The 15,811-nt window shown below is 47.7% G+C and carries 15 protein-coding genes and 1 tRNA gene; 5 read left to right on the top strand and 11 right to left on the bottom strand.

The window, feature by feature from the left end; translation table 11 throughout:
* Positions 1-110 precede the first annotated feature (110 nt).
* Complete coding sequence (locus tag QZT80_RS26325) at positions 111-878, top strand: nuclear transport factor 2 family protein (RefSeq protein ID WP_295129319.1); 768 nt, start codon at positions 111-113, stop codon at positions 876-878.
* A 113-nt stretch (positions 879-991) separates the two neighbouring features.
* Here the strand turns inward: QZT80_RS26325 and QZT80_RS26320 are convergent.
* The 3 genes from QZT80_RS26320 to QZT80_RS26310 form a co-directional block, all read right to left on the bottom strand.
* Positions 992-1,064 (bottom strand) — tRNA-Lys (locus tag QZT80_RS26320).
* Between the two features lie 49 nt (positions 1,065-1,113).
* Positions 1,114-1,500, bottom strand: a complete 387-nt coding sequence (locus tag QZT80_RS26315; RefSeq protein WP_295129317.1) for a DUF3037 domain-containing protein — start codon at positions 1,498-1,500, stop codon at positions 1,114-1,116.
* Entirely contained in the window at positions 1,478-2,275 is a 798-nt protein-coding gene (locus tag QZT80_RS26310; RefSeq protein WP_295129315.1) for a HipA family kinase, read from the bottom strand. Before QZT80_RS26310 ends, QZT80_RS26315 begins: the two co-directional genes overlap by 23 nt.
* Before the next feature lie 139 nt (positions 2,276-2,414).
* Between QZT80_RS26310 and QZT80_RS26305 the strand changes: the two genes are divergently transcribed.
* Positions 2,415-2,822, top strand: coding sequence for a hypothetical protein (locus QZT80_RS26305; protein ID WP_295129313.1), 408 nt, complete (start codon positions 2,415-2,417; stop codon positions 2,820-2,822).
* A 58-nt stretch (positions 2,823-2,880) separates the two neighbouring features.
* Here QZT80_RS26305 and QZT80_RS26300 read toward each other — a convergent pair whose 3' ends face one another.
* Positions 2,881-3,663: a TIGR03915 family putative DNA repair protein gene (locus QZT80_RS26300; RefSeq protein ID WP_295129311.1), complete on the bottom strand. Its 783-nt coding sequence runs from the start codon at positions 3,661-3,663 to the stop codon at positions 2,881-2,883.
* 363 nt (positions 3,664-4,026) lie between these two features.
* Positions 4,027-5,286: a putative DNA modification/repair radical SAM protein gene (locus tag QZT80_RS26295; RefSeq protein ID WP_295129309.1), complete on the bottom strand. Its 1,260-nt coding sequence runs from the start codon at positions 5,284-5,286 to the stop codon at positions 4,027-4,029.
* Positions 5,287-5,403: 117 nt separating this feature from the next.
* Between QZT80_RS26295 and QZT80_RS26290 the strand changes: the two genes are divergently transcribed.
* A complete protein-coding gene (locus QZT80_RS26290; protein ID WP_295129307.1) occupies positions 5,404-5,937 on the top strand; it encodes a DinB family protein in 534 nt (177 codons plus the stop codon).
* On the opposite strand, the gene eutC is transcribed toward QZT80_RS26290, so the two are convergent.
* From eutC to QZT80_RS26265, 5 genes are all read right to left on the bottom strand, one after another.
* Positions 5,934-6,707: an ethanolamine ammonia-lyase subunit EutC gene (gene eutC, locus QZT80_RS26285; RefSeq protein WP_295129305.1), complete on the bottom strand. Its 774-nt coding sequence runs from the start codon at positions 6,705-6,707 to the stop codon at positions 5,934-5,936. The two genes, QZT80_RS26290 and eutC, sit on opposite strands and share 4 nt — an antisense overlap.
* Entirely contained in the window at positions 6,704-8,077 is a 1,374-nt protein-coding gene (locus QZT80_RS26280) for an ethanolamine ammonia-lyase subunit EutB (RefSeq protein WP_295129303.1), read from the bottom strand. Before QZT80_RS26280 ends, eutC begins: the two co-directional genes overlap by 4 nt.
* Before the next feature lie 2 nt (positions 8,078-8,079).
* Complete coding sequence (gene eat, locus QZT80_RS26275) at positions 8,080-9,414, bottom strand: ethanolamine permease (RefSeq protein ID WP_295129301.1); 1,335 nt, start codon at positions 9,412-9,414, stop codon at positions 8,080-8,082.
* 117 nt (positions 9,415-9,531) lie between these two features.
* On the bottom strand, positions 9,532-10,566 hold the full coding sequence (locus QZT80_RS26270) for a phytase (RefSeq protein WP_295129298.1): 1,035 nt from the start codon (positions 10,564-10,566) through the stop codon (positions 9,532-9,534).
* Between the two features lie 10 nt (positions 10,567-10,576).
* A complete protein-coding gene (locus QZT80_RS26265; protein WP_295129296.1) occupies positions 10,577-13,384 on the bottom strand; it encodes a TonB-dependent receptor in 2,808 nt (935 codons plus the stop codon).
* A gap of 228 nt (positions 13,385-13,612) precedes the next feature.
* Here QZT80_RS26265 and QZT80_RS26260 point away from each other — a divergent pair, with 228 nt between their 5' ends.
* Together QZT80_RS26260 and QZT80_RS26255 are read left to right on the top strand one after the other, a co-directional pair.
* Complete coding sequence (locus tag QZT80_RS26260) at positions 13,613-14,269, top strand: hypothetical protein (RefSeq protein ID WP_295129294.1); 657 nt, start codon at positions 13,613-13,615, stop codon at positions 14,267-14,269.
* A gap of 87 nt (positions 14,270-14,356) precedes the next feature.
* Entirely contained in the window at positions 14,357-14,782 is a 426-nt protein-coding gene (locus tag QZT80_RS26255; RefSeq protein ID WP_295129292.1) for a hypothetical protein, read from the top strand.
* Between the two features lie 15 nt (positions 14,783-14,797).
* Here QZT80_RS26255 and QZT80_RS26250 read toward each other — a convergent pair whose 3' ends face one another.
* The gene (locus tag QZT80_RS26250; protein ID WP_295129290.1) at positions 14,798-15,121 is read right to left on the bottom strand and encodes a hypothetical protein; all 324 of its coding nucleotides are present in this window, start codon (positions 15,119-15,121) and stop codon (positions 14,798-14,800) included.
* Between the last annotated feature and the right edge of the window lie 690 nt (positions 15,122-15,811).

Below are 15,811 nucleotides of genomic sequence, written 5' to 3'. Positions count from 1 at the left end.
TTAAATAATTAGCGAAAGGGGATTGCTAAGGGGAGAATTTAATATTGCGTATAAATTATCAAGCCATATTTAAGTACGGCGACTGTGGGTTATTCTTTTATTTTTGATTCATGATTAAAAGACTGCTTCCCCTATTGTTTTTAGCGACCAGCCAGCTGCTACATGCGCAGCAGAACGATCAGGAACTGAAGGCGCTTATCCTCGAAAAAGACAGCCTGTTCTGGCAGGCGTATAATCATTGTGATATAGAAAAAATGATGAGTTACTTTGACCCTGGCGTTGAGTTTTATCATGATAAAGGAGGTATTACGCTGGGCACGGCGGATGTGGCGAAGTCGTTCAAAGACGGCGTTTGTAGTCATACCGATAGTTTCAGGCTGCGCAGGGAACCGATGCCCGCTACCTGCAAGGTGTTCCCAATGCGCAAAGCCGGCATTATATATGGGGCTGTACTTTCAGGCGACCACCTGTTTTACGTGCAGGAAAAGGGGAAGAAAGAACGGGCGGAAGGATTGGCCAGGTTCACACACCTGTGGCTGTTAAAAGATGGATTATGGAAGATGACACGGGTAGTGAGTTACGATCATGGTCCTGCGCCTTACATCAATCAAAGAACCGTGACGGTGTTACCTGCTTCGGTGTTAAAAAGTTACGCGGGCAGCTATAAAGGTCCGCAAACAACGGAGATGGTGATAAAGCCGGAGAAAGCGATATTGCTGATGGAGATTGGCGGTAAACGTTTCGAATTGTATCCTGAAAAGGAAGGTTTTTTCTTTTCAAAGGAGCGTGATTTGACGTTTGAGTTTTTGAGGGGTGGTAAGCTTGTTATTCGGGAGAGGGACGAGGTGGCGGAAGAGTTGGAAGTGATTAGAAGATAGCTTAGGCTGTTGTAATCCCTGGTATTTCGAGCCAGGAGCGGGTTACTGCTTCTTATAATTTACATTCAAAGAAAAAGCCCAAATCCTTTATTACAAAGAATCTGGGCTTTTTGTGACCCCGCTCGGGTTCGAACCGAGGGCCCACAGATTAAGAGTCTGTTGCTCTACCAACTGAGCTACGGAGTCGTGGCAGGCAAAGTACGGCAAAAATGATTAATTACAAAATTGTTAAGCCTTATAACACTAGCTGTTCGTGCAATCTGTCGAGTGTATGATCCAGGTCGTCGGTAAGACCCGGATGTACTTTGGACGATTGTACCACGGTGCTTCGTGTAGCGGTGATCCAGCGGAAGCGGGTAGACATGTCCAGCTTTGCGATGGGGCCACCGGTGGTAGCATTACCGAGGCAAATGTTTTCTATTACTGCCAGGTACTCACGCAGTTCTGCACAATCGGTTTGTGAGCAGAACACCTGTAGTTTGGCATCGATGAGTGAGAACCTGGCCTTCAGGTATTTTTGTTTTTTACAGTAAACGATGATGCCGACGTTGATAAATTCTTCACGTTCCACCCTTGGTACAACGCGGATAACGGCGTACTCAAATAAGTGTTTTTCTTGCATTTTGCGCTTCTTTTACAAAGATTTCGGAAGAATTGATTCGTGTGATAAGGAAATTGGCGTACACTTCGCGGCGTTCTTCCGGCGGGGCCTCTATACCGTTGCCGGTAAGCCACTCATCCGGCACCAGTGCGACGATACTGCGTATTAATTCGGGATTGAGTATCGCTTTAAATTCCTTATCGGCTTCTTCGATATGTGCTGCCCAGGGTAGTAATACATGATCTTTCACCTGCACGAACGGGCGGCGCGACTGCTCTTCCCAGTTATCCCAGGAATGATGGAAGTACAGCGATGCCCCATGATCTATCAGCCAGAGTTCGCGGTTCCAGCTGAGCATATTCGTGTTGCGGGCGGTACGGTCAACGTTGGTGAGCAGGCAGTCGAGCCATACTATCCGGGACGATAGTTGCTCGCCCAGCTTAGTTACTGCCGGTTCGAAGGTAATGGCCCCCGAAAGGTAATGCAGCGCGAGATTCAAACCTTCACTGGCCCTTAACAGGTCCTGGATCTCTTCATCCGGCTCGGTACGGCCGAATGAGCTATCGAGGTTAGCAAATACGATTTCGGGCACTTTAAAGCCCAGTACGCGGGCCAGTTCTCCGCCAATAAGGTCGGCAATCAGGGACTTCACACCCTGCCCGGCACCCCTGAACTTTAATACATATAAAAAACCGTCGTCTGCTTCCACGATAGCAGGAAGCGAACCTCCTTCGCGCAAGGGCGTTACATAACGCACTACATTTACGCTCCGGAGCACTGGTATTTGTGTTGTCATATCCTCTCCTAAATTTACATCTCCAATATTCCGCAGGTGACTGCGGGTGCTAATGCTGCGAAATTTAGCCCATTTTTTGAAATAGGTGCGTTATTTTTAATCCGAATATGGAAATCAAATCCCTCAAAATCTACCAGACATGAAATATCTGTTATCCCTGGCGACGCTTTTTCTTTTTATCCATCCTCATGCATTTGCGCAAAAGGACACATTGAAAGAACAAGTATTTTCAGAATACATTCCCCGCTTTCCCGGTGGAGATCCCGGACTAATGAAATATCTGCGCGAACATCTGTACATACCAGACAGCATAAAAGATTTACCTATTAAAAGAATCAATCTATCGTTCGTAATAAACGAGCAGGGCGATGTTTTAATGGCAAGCGCCAAACTTGATAATAAAAAGCTGGACACGACATTGGCATATGATAAAATGAGTTACCGGCTACTACTGAAAATGCCTAAATGGATACCGGCGAGACAAGGAGGGAGGGGTGTAAAGTATCTTTACCACCTACCTGTAAACCTATGCAACAGACAGGAGTAGAAATTACAACGCTCTCATTCGTCTGGTATAATTTACTCACGATATTCTCTAAACGCCCTCACCCCTTCTCCGTCAACCGTCCCCAATAACGCCTCGGCACATGCTGAAGATGTAGCTTCATATTTTTTCGCTCACTAATATTTATATACCGGAAGTAATCCTTCCAAAGATCCTGGTACAGCTGTTCGCTTTCATGGAATACAGCATGTACTGCACTGCCCTTATTAAGACCTTCCGAAAATGCCACCGACACTTCTTCTACGGTGTTTAAATCGTAATAAATCCCGTACTTTCTCTTAAGATCATATATCAGCCAACGCTGATCGGCATACCTATCACGAAAGTGATCGATTATTAGTGGCAATACGTTAAAGTCTGGCTCTACACCGGCGTAGTACACGTCATCGTCCACACGCTGGAAACGTATAAAGGCTTTCATCCTGTGTCGTTCACGATCTACCGATTTCGCCAGCTGCGTAATGCGTAGTACATCGTTATTGGCATAAGCGAGATGCGGATCTTTAACGCCTGAAAAGTAAAATTGTATGCAAGATAAAATCACCCTTTCAACCCCTCCCTGTTCAGAGAGATAACAGCAATAAAGATGTCGGCTGGCAGCAGCAGGCACTTTGCACTGCAGGCCTTTCCATACCCTGGCGGCTTTTACCGGATCGGTAATCACTTCAGTTTCCTGCGTAAACACGTCCTGCTGACCGGGCTTATCATAAGAACGAATTGCTTTTACATCCCAGCGGTGTTCGTAGGTTTCGAAAACGGTGGTCAGCAGGCCGGCCCAGGTCCCGTCATATATCACATTTACATCCATGCACGTCTTTGACATATTAATCAAGCCTTGTCAGGGCTTTGGTCATTTACTAATTTGGAATCAGGACCTTAGTGAACAGCCCCGTACTACCAACTCCCGGCATCCCATAATTAAGGATCTTTAATTCCTTTCTTCATGATAATATATTTCAGGTCGGGGAAAGCCGCAAAACATTCAGGCGACCAACGACTTTCTAACCCATGATTTCGGCTCTTTAATTCTTGTCTTTAAAAGCAACCTTTCAAACCAGAAACATGACAAACAGCCTAAGCCACCTGTTCCTTCTCACCCATAATCATATATTAGTATAGCTGAAATGCACAGACAAAGCCAGGATGTCCCAATCATCCATCCGAAGTACCCAACGGAGCAACGCCATCAAAACAAACTCCCCTGCTGCACTGCACCCCGCTCGTACTTGCTCTTCGACTCGTTCAAAATAAACTGCCTTATCCTCTCCTGCGGATGATCACGATGGTAATTACCGCCATCGCAGCTTATGAAATACCTGGCCCGGTTCACTGCCACCCCGATCCTCTTTAAATGCTCCAGGCTTAACCGGTTGAACCTGCGGGCAGTTACGATCTTGTGTGCAGATTGTACGCCTATTCCCGGTACCCGAAGAATCATATGCAGATCATGGCTATTCACATCTACCGGGAACACGTGCATATTTCTCAATGCCCAGCTGAGTTTGGGATCGATATCCATTTCGAGCTGCGGGTTGGCATCGTTCAGCAGCTCCCTGATATCGAAGCCATAGAAGCGCATCAGCCAGTCGGTCTGGTAAAGGCGATTCTCCCGCATTATGGGCACTTTACTTTGCAGGGCCGGTAAACGAGCATCCTCACTCACAGGTACATAACCTGAGTAATACACGCGTTTCAGTTTATAGCCTTTGTAAAACTGGTGCGCTGTGTACATAATCTCTTTGTCGGATTCGCCTGTAGCGCCGATGATCATTTGCGTACTCTGCCCGGCCGGGGCAAACAGTCGCCCGGGCCTGGCAGTTTTCTCCTTCTGCTCTTCCTCGCGCTGTTCGATGGCCCCTTTCAGGTAATTCATCGGTCTGATCATATCCCGGCGATCCTTATCAGGCGCTAACAGCTTCAGGCCAGTTTCGGTGGGTATCTCAATATTCACACTCAGCCTGTCCGCATACAATCCCGCCTCGTGCATCAGTTCGTCGCTGGCACCAGGGATGGATTTAAGATGGATATAACCGTTAAACTTATGTTCTGTGCGCAGCTTCTTCGCGACCTGCACCAAGCGCTCCATCGTATAGTCAGCGTTCTTAAATATTCCCGAACTGAGGAACAAGCCCTCGATGTAGTTACGGCGGTAAAAATTTATGGTGAGGTCAACTACTTCCTGAACGGTAAAGGCTACCCGTTTGATATCACTACTCTTGCGCGTTACACAATAAGCACAATCGTAAATACAGAAATTGGTTAACAGTATTTTTAACAACGATACGCAACGCCCGTCTTCGGTATAAGTATGGCAAATACCACTTCCCCAGGCATCTCCCAGTCCCTTATTCTCGTTTTTCCGTTTACTGCCGCTCGACGAGCAGGAAACATCGTATTTGGCGGCGTCCGCCAGTATTTGCAGTTTCTCACGTATTCTGTCCGACATATCTACACTAAATTACTAAATATTTTAGCAAAATAACATTTCAACAAAAAACTTTTTTCCTACTGACATACTGCTGTCACAACCCCATATTTTCTTTGTATCATAAATCAGTACGTTATGTTACAGCTCATAAAATCCGACACGACGCTTAATGCAGCAGCACTGCTCCGCGACTATGCAGCCTTTAATCAATGGGCTACCCAGCGCCTCATTAAGTGGCTTAAAAGTAAGCCGGCACACATTATAGAAGCCAAAACGGAGTCCAGCTTTTACAGCCTGCGTAATACACTGCTACACATATGGGCAACGGAAGCACATTGGTTTTCGTGGATGGTGGCCGGCAGAGAATGTGTAAATATCCAGCAGACCTTTGACGGTACGCTCGAAGAGTTGTATGACGGGGTATTGGAGCAGGCGGAGGTATTGAGTGAGTATGTGGAATCGCTGGACGAGGAAACGCTTGCGGAGCCTTGTAACTTCACGGAATCGCATGGTATGACGCCGGCCAGGCCGAGGGCGGAAATGCTGATGCATACCATGCATCATAGCATGTACCACCGCGGACAACTTACTTCCATGGGCCACCAGGTGGGTTTACACGATGCACCTATGACGGATTACATGTTCTATATATTGATGGGAAGGCGTTAGCCGCCGGACAAACCGGACTGGTATTCATCTTTCAGGTTTACACCGGACAATTGCAGCCTGAACGCTTCTTTCAGCAGGTACATAATAGTGCCGGCCGCCATTTGCGGTGTTAATCCCCCGGGCCTGATATTGGAGATGCAATTCCTCGCATCGTCAGTAAGCCCGGGTTGCGGAGAATAGGTAAGATAGGCGCCAAGACTATCGGCAGCACTAAGTCCCGGCCGTTCACCGATTAGTACGATCACCGCCCTGGCACGTTGCAAGGCCCCGACCTCATCTCCCACTGCCACTCTTCCCTGTTGCACAAGGTTAAAATCACCCAAACCAAAGCCTGCGGCTTTTATTAAAGGCAACAATTCACCCAGTAAAGGAAGTACCTGCTCGTTAATGGCTGTAGCTGAAAGTCCATCAGTGATCACAAAACAAATGTCTTTATCCTTATTTGCCTCCTTCAATGTTTCCTCAGCATGTTTATCGAGGCGGCGGCCTTTATCCGGGCGTTGCAGGTATTCGTAACGATCGGCCGCCATGCTGTGCAGCAAATGCACGGTGTGCCCATTGCTCCGCAGTGCATTTGTTAGCATATCTGTTTCCATCGCAGAATACACTGCATCGCGGGCATGAGCGTGTGCGAGCCGGAAATTAAGCACCTCCTTTAACGGCACTGCCTGCCCCGTACGCCCTAAAGCAATCCGCGCACTGGTAAACGCTTTTAACGCCTCCCAGGGATCTTCCTGTACGCCGGGTATATAGTGCTGCAACTCACTCATATCCACGATTTCAATAGTTTATGACTTTGATGAACGGGCAAAAGATCACCTGTTTCGCTGATGATACCCTGCTTTAACAACCAGGCCTCAAACTCGGGCGCAGGCCGCAAATTCAATACTTTGCGAACATACAGCGCGTCGTGAAAGGAGGTAGACTGGTAACTGAGCATGATATCATCGGAACCGGGCACACCCATGATGTAATTACAACCGGCTACACCCAAAAGCGTGAGCAGGTTATCCATATCGTCCTGGTCGGCTTCGGCGTGGTTCGTGTAACATACATCTACGCCCATTGGCAAACCTAACAGCTTGCCGCAGCAGTGATCTTCAAGCGCTGCACGTATGATCTGCTTACCATCAAATAAATATTCGGGGCCAATGAAACCTACCACTGTATTTACCAATAATGGTTTAAACTGTCGGGCTACTGCGTAGGCACGGGTTTCACAGGTTTGCTGGTCTGCGCCGTGATGGGCATTGGCAGACAGCGAGCTACCCTGCCCCGTTTCAAAATACATCACATTATTGCCCTTTGTGCCCCGGCCTAATGCCAGCACGGCTTCGTGTGCTTCTTTTAATATAGATAGATTTACCCCGAAGCTGCTGTTTGTTTTCTCTGTACCGCCTATCGACTGAAATACCAAATCTACCGGGGCTTTATCGATGATCTTTAATGCCGTGGTTACATGACTCAGCACACATGATTGTGTCGGAATATCGAACCGTTCGATCATCTGACTGATCATATTGATAAGCGTGATACTGGCCGCTGGACTATCTGTAGCGGGATTAATCCCTATCACCGCATCGCCGCTGCCATACAATAGACCGTCGATAATACTGGCGGCAATACCTTTAGGATCGTCGGTGGTGTGATTGGGTTGTAAACGCACCGCCATACGGCCTTTCAGCCCAAGGGTGTTTCGGAAACGGGTTACCACCTCGCATTTCTTCGCTACTGCTATCAGGTCCTGGTTGCGCATCAGTTTAGAAACGGCGGCAATCATTTCGGGGGTGAAAGCTGGTGCGAGTTGTTGTAGTGTAAGGGTATCCGCATCATCCCCCAATAACCAGTTACGCAACTCCCCTACCGTGAAATGAGATATGGGCGAAAAGGCTGCAGCATCGTGCGTATCAATTATCAATCTTGTTATTTCATCCTCTTCGTACGGCACCACCGCTTCGCTCAGGAACGTTTTGAGCGGTACATCTGCCAGGGCAATCTGCGCGGCTACGCGTTCTTCATACGAAGCCGCTGTTACGCCCGCCAACACATCACCGGAACGCAAAGGGGAAGCTTTTGCGAGCAACTGTTTCAGATCGTTAAACTGGTAAGTATGGTTCCGTATGGTTGTTTTATAAGCCATATCTATGCTCTTTCTACATGAAGTACTTCATCCGCCGCCTGCTGTTCGCGGTGTTTACCCGATATAATAAATACGGCCAACACCGCCACCAGGCCAGCCAGGAAAATAAGTGCCAGCCAGGGATTGTAATATACAATGGCCACCAGCGCTACCACCGACAACAGCAATGCGATCGCGGGAAACCAGGGATAAAAAGGTACTTTAAAAGGCCTGGGCAACGCAGGTTCCCGTTTTCTTAATATGAATAAACTGATCATACTTAAAATGTACATCACCACCGCGCCCAGTACCGATAAAATGACGAGCTGGTCGGTTTTGCCAAGGAACAGGGCAGCAATGCCTATCACCGCCCCCAGCAACAACGCCGGACCGGGCGTTTGCCGCCTGCGGCCTACTTTGGCCAACACCACCGGCAGGTAACCACTGCGGGCCAGTGCATATAATTGTCTTGAATATCCAAGTATAATTCCATTCAGCGATGCAATAAGTCCGAAAAGCCCTATACCGGCGAAGAATTTAGTGGCGCTGCTATCCTTTCCCAATACAACACCTACCGATTCAGGCAACGGATAATCGATATTCGCAAGCAGCTGCCAGTCTGTTATCCCACCGGTAAGCACCATTACACCAATGGCCAGCAGCATCAAGGTAAGAATGCCGGAGATATAACCTTTGGGGATGTTGCGGGCCGGATCTTTCACTTCTTCCGCCACCATGGCCACACCTTCGATACAAACGTATAACCACATGGCAAAAGGTAATGCAGCAAACACGCCTGTCCAGCCAAAGGGCATGGAATTATGCAGGAAGTTCTCCATTTTAAAGGCGGGCGCCACAATGCCCATGTACACCAGTAATTCGCCCACGGCCAGCAGCGTAATAATAAGGGCAAACACTGCCGACTCCTTAATACCGGCAAAGTTCAATAACGTTAGGGCTATGTAAAAACCAATGCCTGTCCATATAACAGGCAATGAAGGATAAAGAAAGTGCATATAATTGCCCAATGCCAGTGCAATAGCGGGCGTGGCCAGCATAAACTCTACCAGGGTAGCATATCCTGCAATGGCTCCGCCTATCGGCCCCAAGGCTTTATAGGAATAGGCGAAAGGCCCTCCCGCATGCGGAATTGCCGTGGTTAACTCGGTAAAACTGAAAATGAAAGTGATGTACAATACGGTAACTATCAGGGTGGCAATCAGGAAACCTACGGTACCGGCCACTCCCCAGCCATAGTTCCAGCCAAAGTACTCACCGGATATTACAAGGCCTACTGCAATGGCCCACAAATGAATAGGACGAATAGCTTTCTTCAGGCTTACCTGCGCTTCGGGCATACGATTCTGGTTGATTTTAATTAAAACGGACTAACTCCGTTAATTTACTCAAATACGCCGAAGATTTACAGTAGGTGGAAACAAAAAGGCAGAAGCTTTACACTTCTGCCTTCCCGGTTATTTTTGCTGTGCGGTAATTCTCTGTTGAATGTCACGCCAGTCGTAGTAATGAAACACTTTCCCATTGCTCATGGCTACAAAAAGACCATTGGGAAATTTGGGACTAAGCGGTACAGCGGTTACTTCGGAACCATCGCTTTCGTCGGTAGATACGGGCACTTCCGCCACCTGTGCATTATCGCCCTCTCTCTTAAACACTACAAATGTATTGTTCTGCTGATTGGATACCAGTATGTAACCTGTTGTATCGCTGAGCGGATAAATTGATATGCCTTCGTGATCGGACGCAAAACCGGTCTTACCAAAGAAGTTTAACTCCTGGTCGTTACCGGGATTGGCATTGTATTTACGAATACCAACGGTTTCGTCGGAATAATAAACGTATCCCAGTTGCTGGTCTACCGCGATCGCTTCTATTTCCTTTTTACCGCTGTAGGCGCCGAACTTACGCACTACTGTAGCTTTGATGCTGCCATTATTGCCATCTTCCAGCCTGTACTGCCACAGGTAACCCTGTGCAGGGCCGGATTTGCGGCCCACGATAGCAAATACTGCCGAGTCGGACGGACGTTTATAAAGCGCAATACCCATCGGGCCACGTTCTGTTTCGCCATCAAATACGGAGATGCCTCCATTATCAAGCGGTTCCAGGCCGGGCAGGGAAAATATACGAATGGTATTGGTTTCTCTTTCCGTCACCACCGCAATATCTACCGGTTTGCCATTAAACATGAAACCATAAGTGATATCCACGTTGTTCGGCCGTTTTAACGCTACTTTCTTCTGCACTTTACCTGCAAGGTCGAAGGTGTACAAACCGCCGTCGGTATCTTTATCGGTACCCACGATCAGGCTGTGGGCGGTATCGGCGGCATTGATCCAGATAGCCGGATCATCAGTATCAAACCCTGTTTGTTCTGTTACCAGTACTGGCTTTACAGCATCGGCATGAACGGGTAATTTCTTTTCGCCGCAGGCTGCCAAAGCCATAAAAGCCAGGTATGCAGCGTATTTTAATTTTGCTCTAAACATTCAACAGTGATTATAAGTCAAATTTCACCCCGAAGTTGTAACGGGGACGATAGTACTCGTCCTGCATGGTGCGGGACGATACGCCCTGGTAGTAACGTAACGACTGGTTTGTAAGATTGTTCGCCTCGGCGAAAATACGCCAATGGTTAGCAATTTTGTAGGATGCGTTGGCATCCAGGAAGAATTGCTTGTCGTAGTAACGGTCGCTGAAGTCGTCGCCGCCCAGTTCATCGAGGTACGATGCAGTATAGTTTCCTGAAACCCTCGCGGTGAAACGTTTGTTCTCAAAGCTGAGTGACAGGTTAAACATATGCGGAGCGGTACCTGGCAAGGTTACACCGGTACGTTTATCGCCATCGGCATTGTATACACCGCTGGCTTCTGATTTGGTGTAGGTATAGTTGGCATATACACCGAGACCTTTCAATACACCTGGCAGGAAGTCGAGCTGACGTTGCAGGGCTACCTCAAAACCATATACGTTTACGTTATCACCGTTGCGTGACTGTTTATATACCCAGTTGTCGCCTGCCGGAATAGGATTTGCCAGGCCCGGGTAAGCGGCTGCATACTTTTCGGTAGTGTAAGCCTGGTCGCGGTATACGTAGATAAAGTCTTTGATGCTTTTGTAGAAAACACCGCCAGACAGGATACCCACTGATTTAAAGTAGTACTCTCCCATCAGGTCAAAGTTCCAGGCGTAAGCGGCTTTCAGATCGGGGTTACCGGCTGCAGCTTCTTCATCGTCGGCAATGGTGCTAACGTACGGCGCAAGGTCATAGTAGTTCGGACGGGCAATGGAAGTTGTGGCGGCTGCGCGCAGTACGAAGTCGCTATTTACATTGTATTTGAAGCTCAGGTTAGGCAGTATGTTCAGGTAACTGTTGGTGATATTACGTTCGCCGGACAGGTTTTCTTCATCTTCTACCACATTACCGGTGTAATCGATGCTGGTGTTCTCGAAACGTACACCCAGGATCATAGACAGTTTGCTGGTAAGGTCCTGGTCGAAACGCAGGTAACCGGCAACGATCGTTTCTTTCGCTTTGTAGTTGATAGCGAGGTATTCAGACGGCACATCGCTTTGCTCGAACAGGCTGGTGTTAGTCAGCTGCTGGTTGCCAAGGAATTGTTTAGAGATGAAAGAACCACGCTGGTATTGGGTGCCTGGCTCATACTTACCGCTGAAAGCAGTGGTATTCATCGTATTGAGGTTACCAAATTCGGTAACGGGCTCGTACTCGAAGAACTTATTGTCCCTCTTTTTGTCTTTCAGGCGAAGTCTTGCACCAAAGCGCAGGCGGCCTTTCTGAGCAGGAACTACGCTAAGGGGCACACGGAAATTGAGGCGCAGGCCTAATTCATTTTCGCGGGTGTAATCGTGGTTTTCGGAAAGGGAATTGAATTCAAACTGGTCGTTGGTTGCCGAAGGTGCATTCACAACCGGGAACTTAGGATTGCGAAGATCGGCAGTTAACGCTTGGTCTTCCAGTTCATATTCGATATAACGTTCGTTGGGACGGTCTTCGCTGGCGGTAGAGAAAGATGCACCCCAGTCGAGGTTGACTTTGCTACCCAGCAGGTGTTCGCCACGCAGGGAGTAGTTCTGCACACGCTGATCTTCCAGCCTGCGGCCTTTGTTGCGATCGTTATTAATACCACCTTTGGTTTCGCGGGCAATAGTGCCGGTATAACCAGTGATGTTGTCGTTCGCGTCGTATTCCGGTTCAATATCTTTATAACGCAGACGGAAACGGTTTTCGCGATCGTCGCGCCAGTTATACATGGCGTTGGCGAAAATCACGTTACGGTTATTAAACTGGTAATCCAGCGCCAGTGAGCCGCTGCGACGAATACGCTGTACATTATAGGTACGCACTTCTGATTCTTCTACATAAGCATTGCCGAAATCATCTTTCGCCCAGGTAGCTTCCACATCGTCAGAACCGTAGTCGTTGTTATTATAAGAGGCACTTAATACTGCACCCAGTTTGTTTTTCAGGAAACGGTTACCCAGCACCAGCGAACCGGTGTACAGCGCTTTTTCGCGGATCGGGTTAAAACCACCGGAAAGTGTGGCAGATACACGCGGACCGTTTGGAGCGGCACGGGTTACCAGGTTTACAGAACCGCCGATGGCATCGGCATCCATATCTGGTGTAAGTGTTTTATTTACCTCTATGGTTTGCACCATGTCTGATGGAATAAGGTCCATCTGCACACGACGGTTATCGCCTTCAGCAGAAGGAATACGGTCACCGTTAAGGGTAACAGAGTTCAGTTCCGGTGCCAAACCGCGGATGATGATGTTACGCGCCTCGCCCTGGTCGTTCTGCATGGTTACACCTGGTATACGTTTAATCGCATCACCAATATTTGCATCGGGGAAACGGCCAATCTGGTCGGCCGATACGATGTTACTGATGTTCGGTTTGTTTTTCTGCTGGTTCAATGCCTTGGCCTGACCACGAAGGCGGTCGCCCAGTACTACTACTTCTTTACCCGCAACCCCGCCGCTTTCGAGCAGCAGTTTCACATTGGCCGCTTCATTTTCTTTAACGGTAACCGGCTGGCTGGCCGGCTGATAACCAATATAGGTAACAGTAAGTGTGTATTCACCGACAGGAACTTTCAGGAATTCGAATTTGCCAAACTGGTTAGATACAGTGTAATGGTTACCCGGTGTCAGTTTTAATGTAGCTCCGGGAAGAGAGAGGTTCTGCACCTTATCGATAACGATACCGGTTAGCAGGCCATTCTGTGCAAAGGTTTGAAGGCCCGAAAGCACAATCAACACAAGCAGTAAAATTTTGCGCATATAGGTTCACTAATTTGAGTGCAAGATTAGTTGTTGGTGTTGGTAATACCCATCAACTTAGGTTAAGGAACCATTAAGGAATTGTAACTGCATTATTAACACTGCGGTATAAATGCTGCAATAATGCAGCCCCTTGCCCTAATATTGCAAAGTGTACATTCATTTCTGTTACGACCCCTTATGCGCAACTAATCAAACATCCATTCTCACCTTCCATAAAGGTTTCCCATGAATTTCAGGATCCGTCAATGTAATAAACTACAGCACCTTTACCAGCTTAAAGACCCAAAACAAAGGGAGCAATACCAGGAAAAACTTATACCCAATGCGCAGGTTTACGTGCCGCCGGTGCCATTCGGGAAACTACTTATTCAGCGCGTCAGCTTGTTGAATATGATTTTCTGGCACTTCGATCTTACGGTAGAGCAAACGTCACAGTTCGAGTTTTATCCCGATACGCCCGCTACGGCATTCCATTACATGCTTATCAACAGCATGGAGTTCCAGCTCAATGGCGACTCACGCATGTTAAAGGAAGGCGAAACCTCCCTGCTCTACCTTCGGAATATTAATTACGATATCACGCTGGAGCCGGGTAACTATGTGTTCATTCACATCGATCCCTCTTTTGTGGTATGGCAGCAGTTATATGAGTTGTACCCGGGCGTAAGAAAGGATGTAGAGGCGGCCAGCCAGACTATGGGAACCTTTTTAAACAATGGGCCCTGCGAGATAGGAAATGAAGAAAAGCGCCTGATAGAAGATATCAGTACGCAGCCTGCAACAAAGGGAAGGTCGGCACTGCAGCGGACCTCTATCGAACTGATAAAGATGTTCCTGGAGAAGTGTAAGCCCGCCACGGAAGCAACTAAAATAACACAATAACAAGTCGTTAACTAAATGCTGGAGGATTTATTCTAATTTGTTAAAGTATTCTAAAGAGCATCCGAGAGTTAATTCATTCGATTAGTTATGACCACTATTTCCTCAGGTACAGATTCCTTTATCTTTAACAATGATCAGAAGGGCGGGGTTGACTTCAACGCCGTTTGCAAAACAGTGGCGGAGCAATTGAAATTACCCGAAGCGTTTATCTGTTACATGTTATTTGAAAAGCTGTATCACCTCGGTCCCCGCCAGGCGATTAGTTTTTTAATAGATAGCGCGTTGGTGCGTTACCTCTATAACAACAAAGGTAAATTTGAACTGGAGCCAACCGGCAACCACATAACCGTAATGTTTGAAGATGGCAGCACCCTCGGTACTGAGGATGCCGATATCACCTGGCTGGAGTTATTTGAACTTGGCTACATTGATTGCAGCCCACAGCAATTACAGGCGGTGAGCAGAACCTTATCCGAGGAACTCTTTGAAGTTGTCGGAAGGCTCAGTAACTAATCCACTTAATACTTATTATTTCTTAACAGCTGCTTTGGCTTTCTTCTTAGCTACAGCCTGTTTTACTTTAGCCACTTTTGCTTTGGCCGCTTTTGCCTTTGCTTTGGGCGCTTTTACTGCTTTTTCCGACTTTGGTGTAACGTCAGCTTCCGGTTTGGGTGCTTTCTCTTTTTTTGGCTTCTCAGCAGCTTTCTCATCCTCCAAACCTTCAGCTATCAGTTTAGCGGCTTTCTCTATACGTTTGGCAAACTTCTTTTCACCTAATTCGGGTTTCAGTTCTGCTAATGCATTTTCGAGCAGCAGGGCAACCTTTTTACGGGTTTCTTTTCTATCAGACATATCTTCCTTTGTTTACAATTTGATAATATAAAAATAACACTCCTGCCGCTAATACAATGTTAAGTTTTTAGCAGGGTACGGTTTATAACCGGACCAGCATTTAATCCTCACCCAGCCCCCGTTGTGTCACTCCCTTCAGCGGCAACGCTCTCCCCGTCATCGCGAGGAACGAAGCGATCCTCTTGTGTAGTCATTAAAACTATCAGCTTACCTGCATGATAGGCTGTGCCTTGCGAAATCCCGACTCCTTTGCCCGTACTAATATACGCTGCCCCACACTGTTTTACTGATGCGAAGACTGCACACGAGGATCGCTTCGTTCCTCGCGATGACGGTCAGGGTGATGCCCGCTAACGCGGGCACACAATAGAATAATCAGGCATCCTTAGGGGGCTTTCGCTGTAATAACATGTGGTACCAGGTACAAACCTAGAGGTCACTCCCTTCAGCGACCGTAACAATATGGGCAAATGTTCAACGCCTCCATCCCGGCGGTGTATACACCGCACTATAAACCTGGAAACCACACCCGTCAGCAGCCTTTAACCCGACTCTACCTAAGGGTTTACTATTACCCGGATGGTTCAGTGATGGTTGGGTGATGGTTCAGTGATGGTTCAGTAACATTGTTTAAGCGCCGGTCAACCCGACTCAGCTTAAGGGTTTACTATTACCCGGATGGTTCAGTGA

The sequence above is a fragment of the uncultured Chitinophaga sp. genome (assembly GCF_902168175.1).
Classification (GTDB): domain Bacteria; phylum Bacteroidota; class Bacteroidia; order Chitinophagales; family Chitinophagaceae; genus Chitinophaga.
This window is presented reverse-complemented; position numbering and strand designations above follow the sequence as displayed.

Coding starts and splice junctions, on each gene's coding strand:
- eat (WP_295129301.1), bottom strand. CDS start 9,414: ATGCCCGAAGCGCAGGTAAGCCTGAAGAAAGCTATTCGTCCTATTCAT.
- QZT80_RS26290 (WP_295129307.1), top strand. CDS start 5,404: ATGTTACAGCTCATAAAATCCGACACGACGCTTAATGCAGCAGCACTG.
- QZT80_RS26280 (WP_295129303.1), bottom strand. CDS start 8,077: ATGGCTTATAAAACAACCATACGGAACCATACTTACCAGTTTAACGAT.
- QZT80_RS26260 (WP_295129294.1), top strand. CDS start 13,613: ATGAATTTCAGGATCCGTCAATGTAATAAACTACAGCACCTTTACCAG.
- QZT80_RS26295 (WP_295129309.1), bottom strand. CDS start 5,286: ATGTCGGACAGAATACGTGAGAAACTGCAAATACTGGCGGACGCCGCC.
- QZT80_RS26305 (WP_295129313.1), top strand. CDS start 2,415: ATGAAATATCTGTTATCCCTGGCGACGCTTTTTCTTTTTATCCATCCT.
- QZT80_RS26300 (WP_295129311.1), bottom strand. CDS start 3,663: ATGTCAAAGACGTGCATGGATGTAAATGTGATATATGACGGGACCTGG.
- QZT80_RS26310 (WP_295129315.1), bottom strand. CDS start 2,275: ATGACAACACAAATACCAGTGCTCCGGAGCGTAAATGTAGTGCGTTAT.
- QZT80_RS26270 (WP_295129298.1), bottom strand. CDS start 10,566: ATGTTTAGAGCAAAATTAAAATACGCTGCATACCTGGCTTTTATGGCT.
- QZT80_RS26255 (WP_295129292.1), top strand. CDS start 14,357: ATGACCACTATTTCCTCAGGTACAGATTCCTTTATCTTTAACAATGAT.
- eutC (WP_295129305.1), bottom strand. CDS start 6,707: ATGAGTGAGTTGCAGCACTATATACCCGGCGTACAGGAAGATCCCTGG.
- QZT80_RS26315 (WP_295129317.1), bottom strand. CDS start 1,500: ATGCAAGAAAAACACTTATTTGAGTACGCCGTTATCCGCGTTGTACCA.
- QZT80_RS26325 (WP_295129319.1), top strand. CDS start 111: ATGATTAAAAGACTGCTTCCCCTATTGTTTTTAGCGACCAGCCAGCTG.
- QZT80_RS26265 (WP_295129296.1), bottom strand. CDS start 13,384: ATGCGCAAAATTTTACTGCTTGTGTTGATTGTGCTTTCGGGCCTTCAA.
- QZT80_RS26250 (WP_295129290.1), bottom strand. CDS start 15,121: ATGTCTGATAGAAAAGAAACCCGTAAAAAGGTTGCCCTGCTGCTCGAA.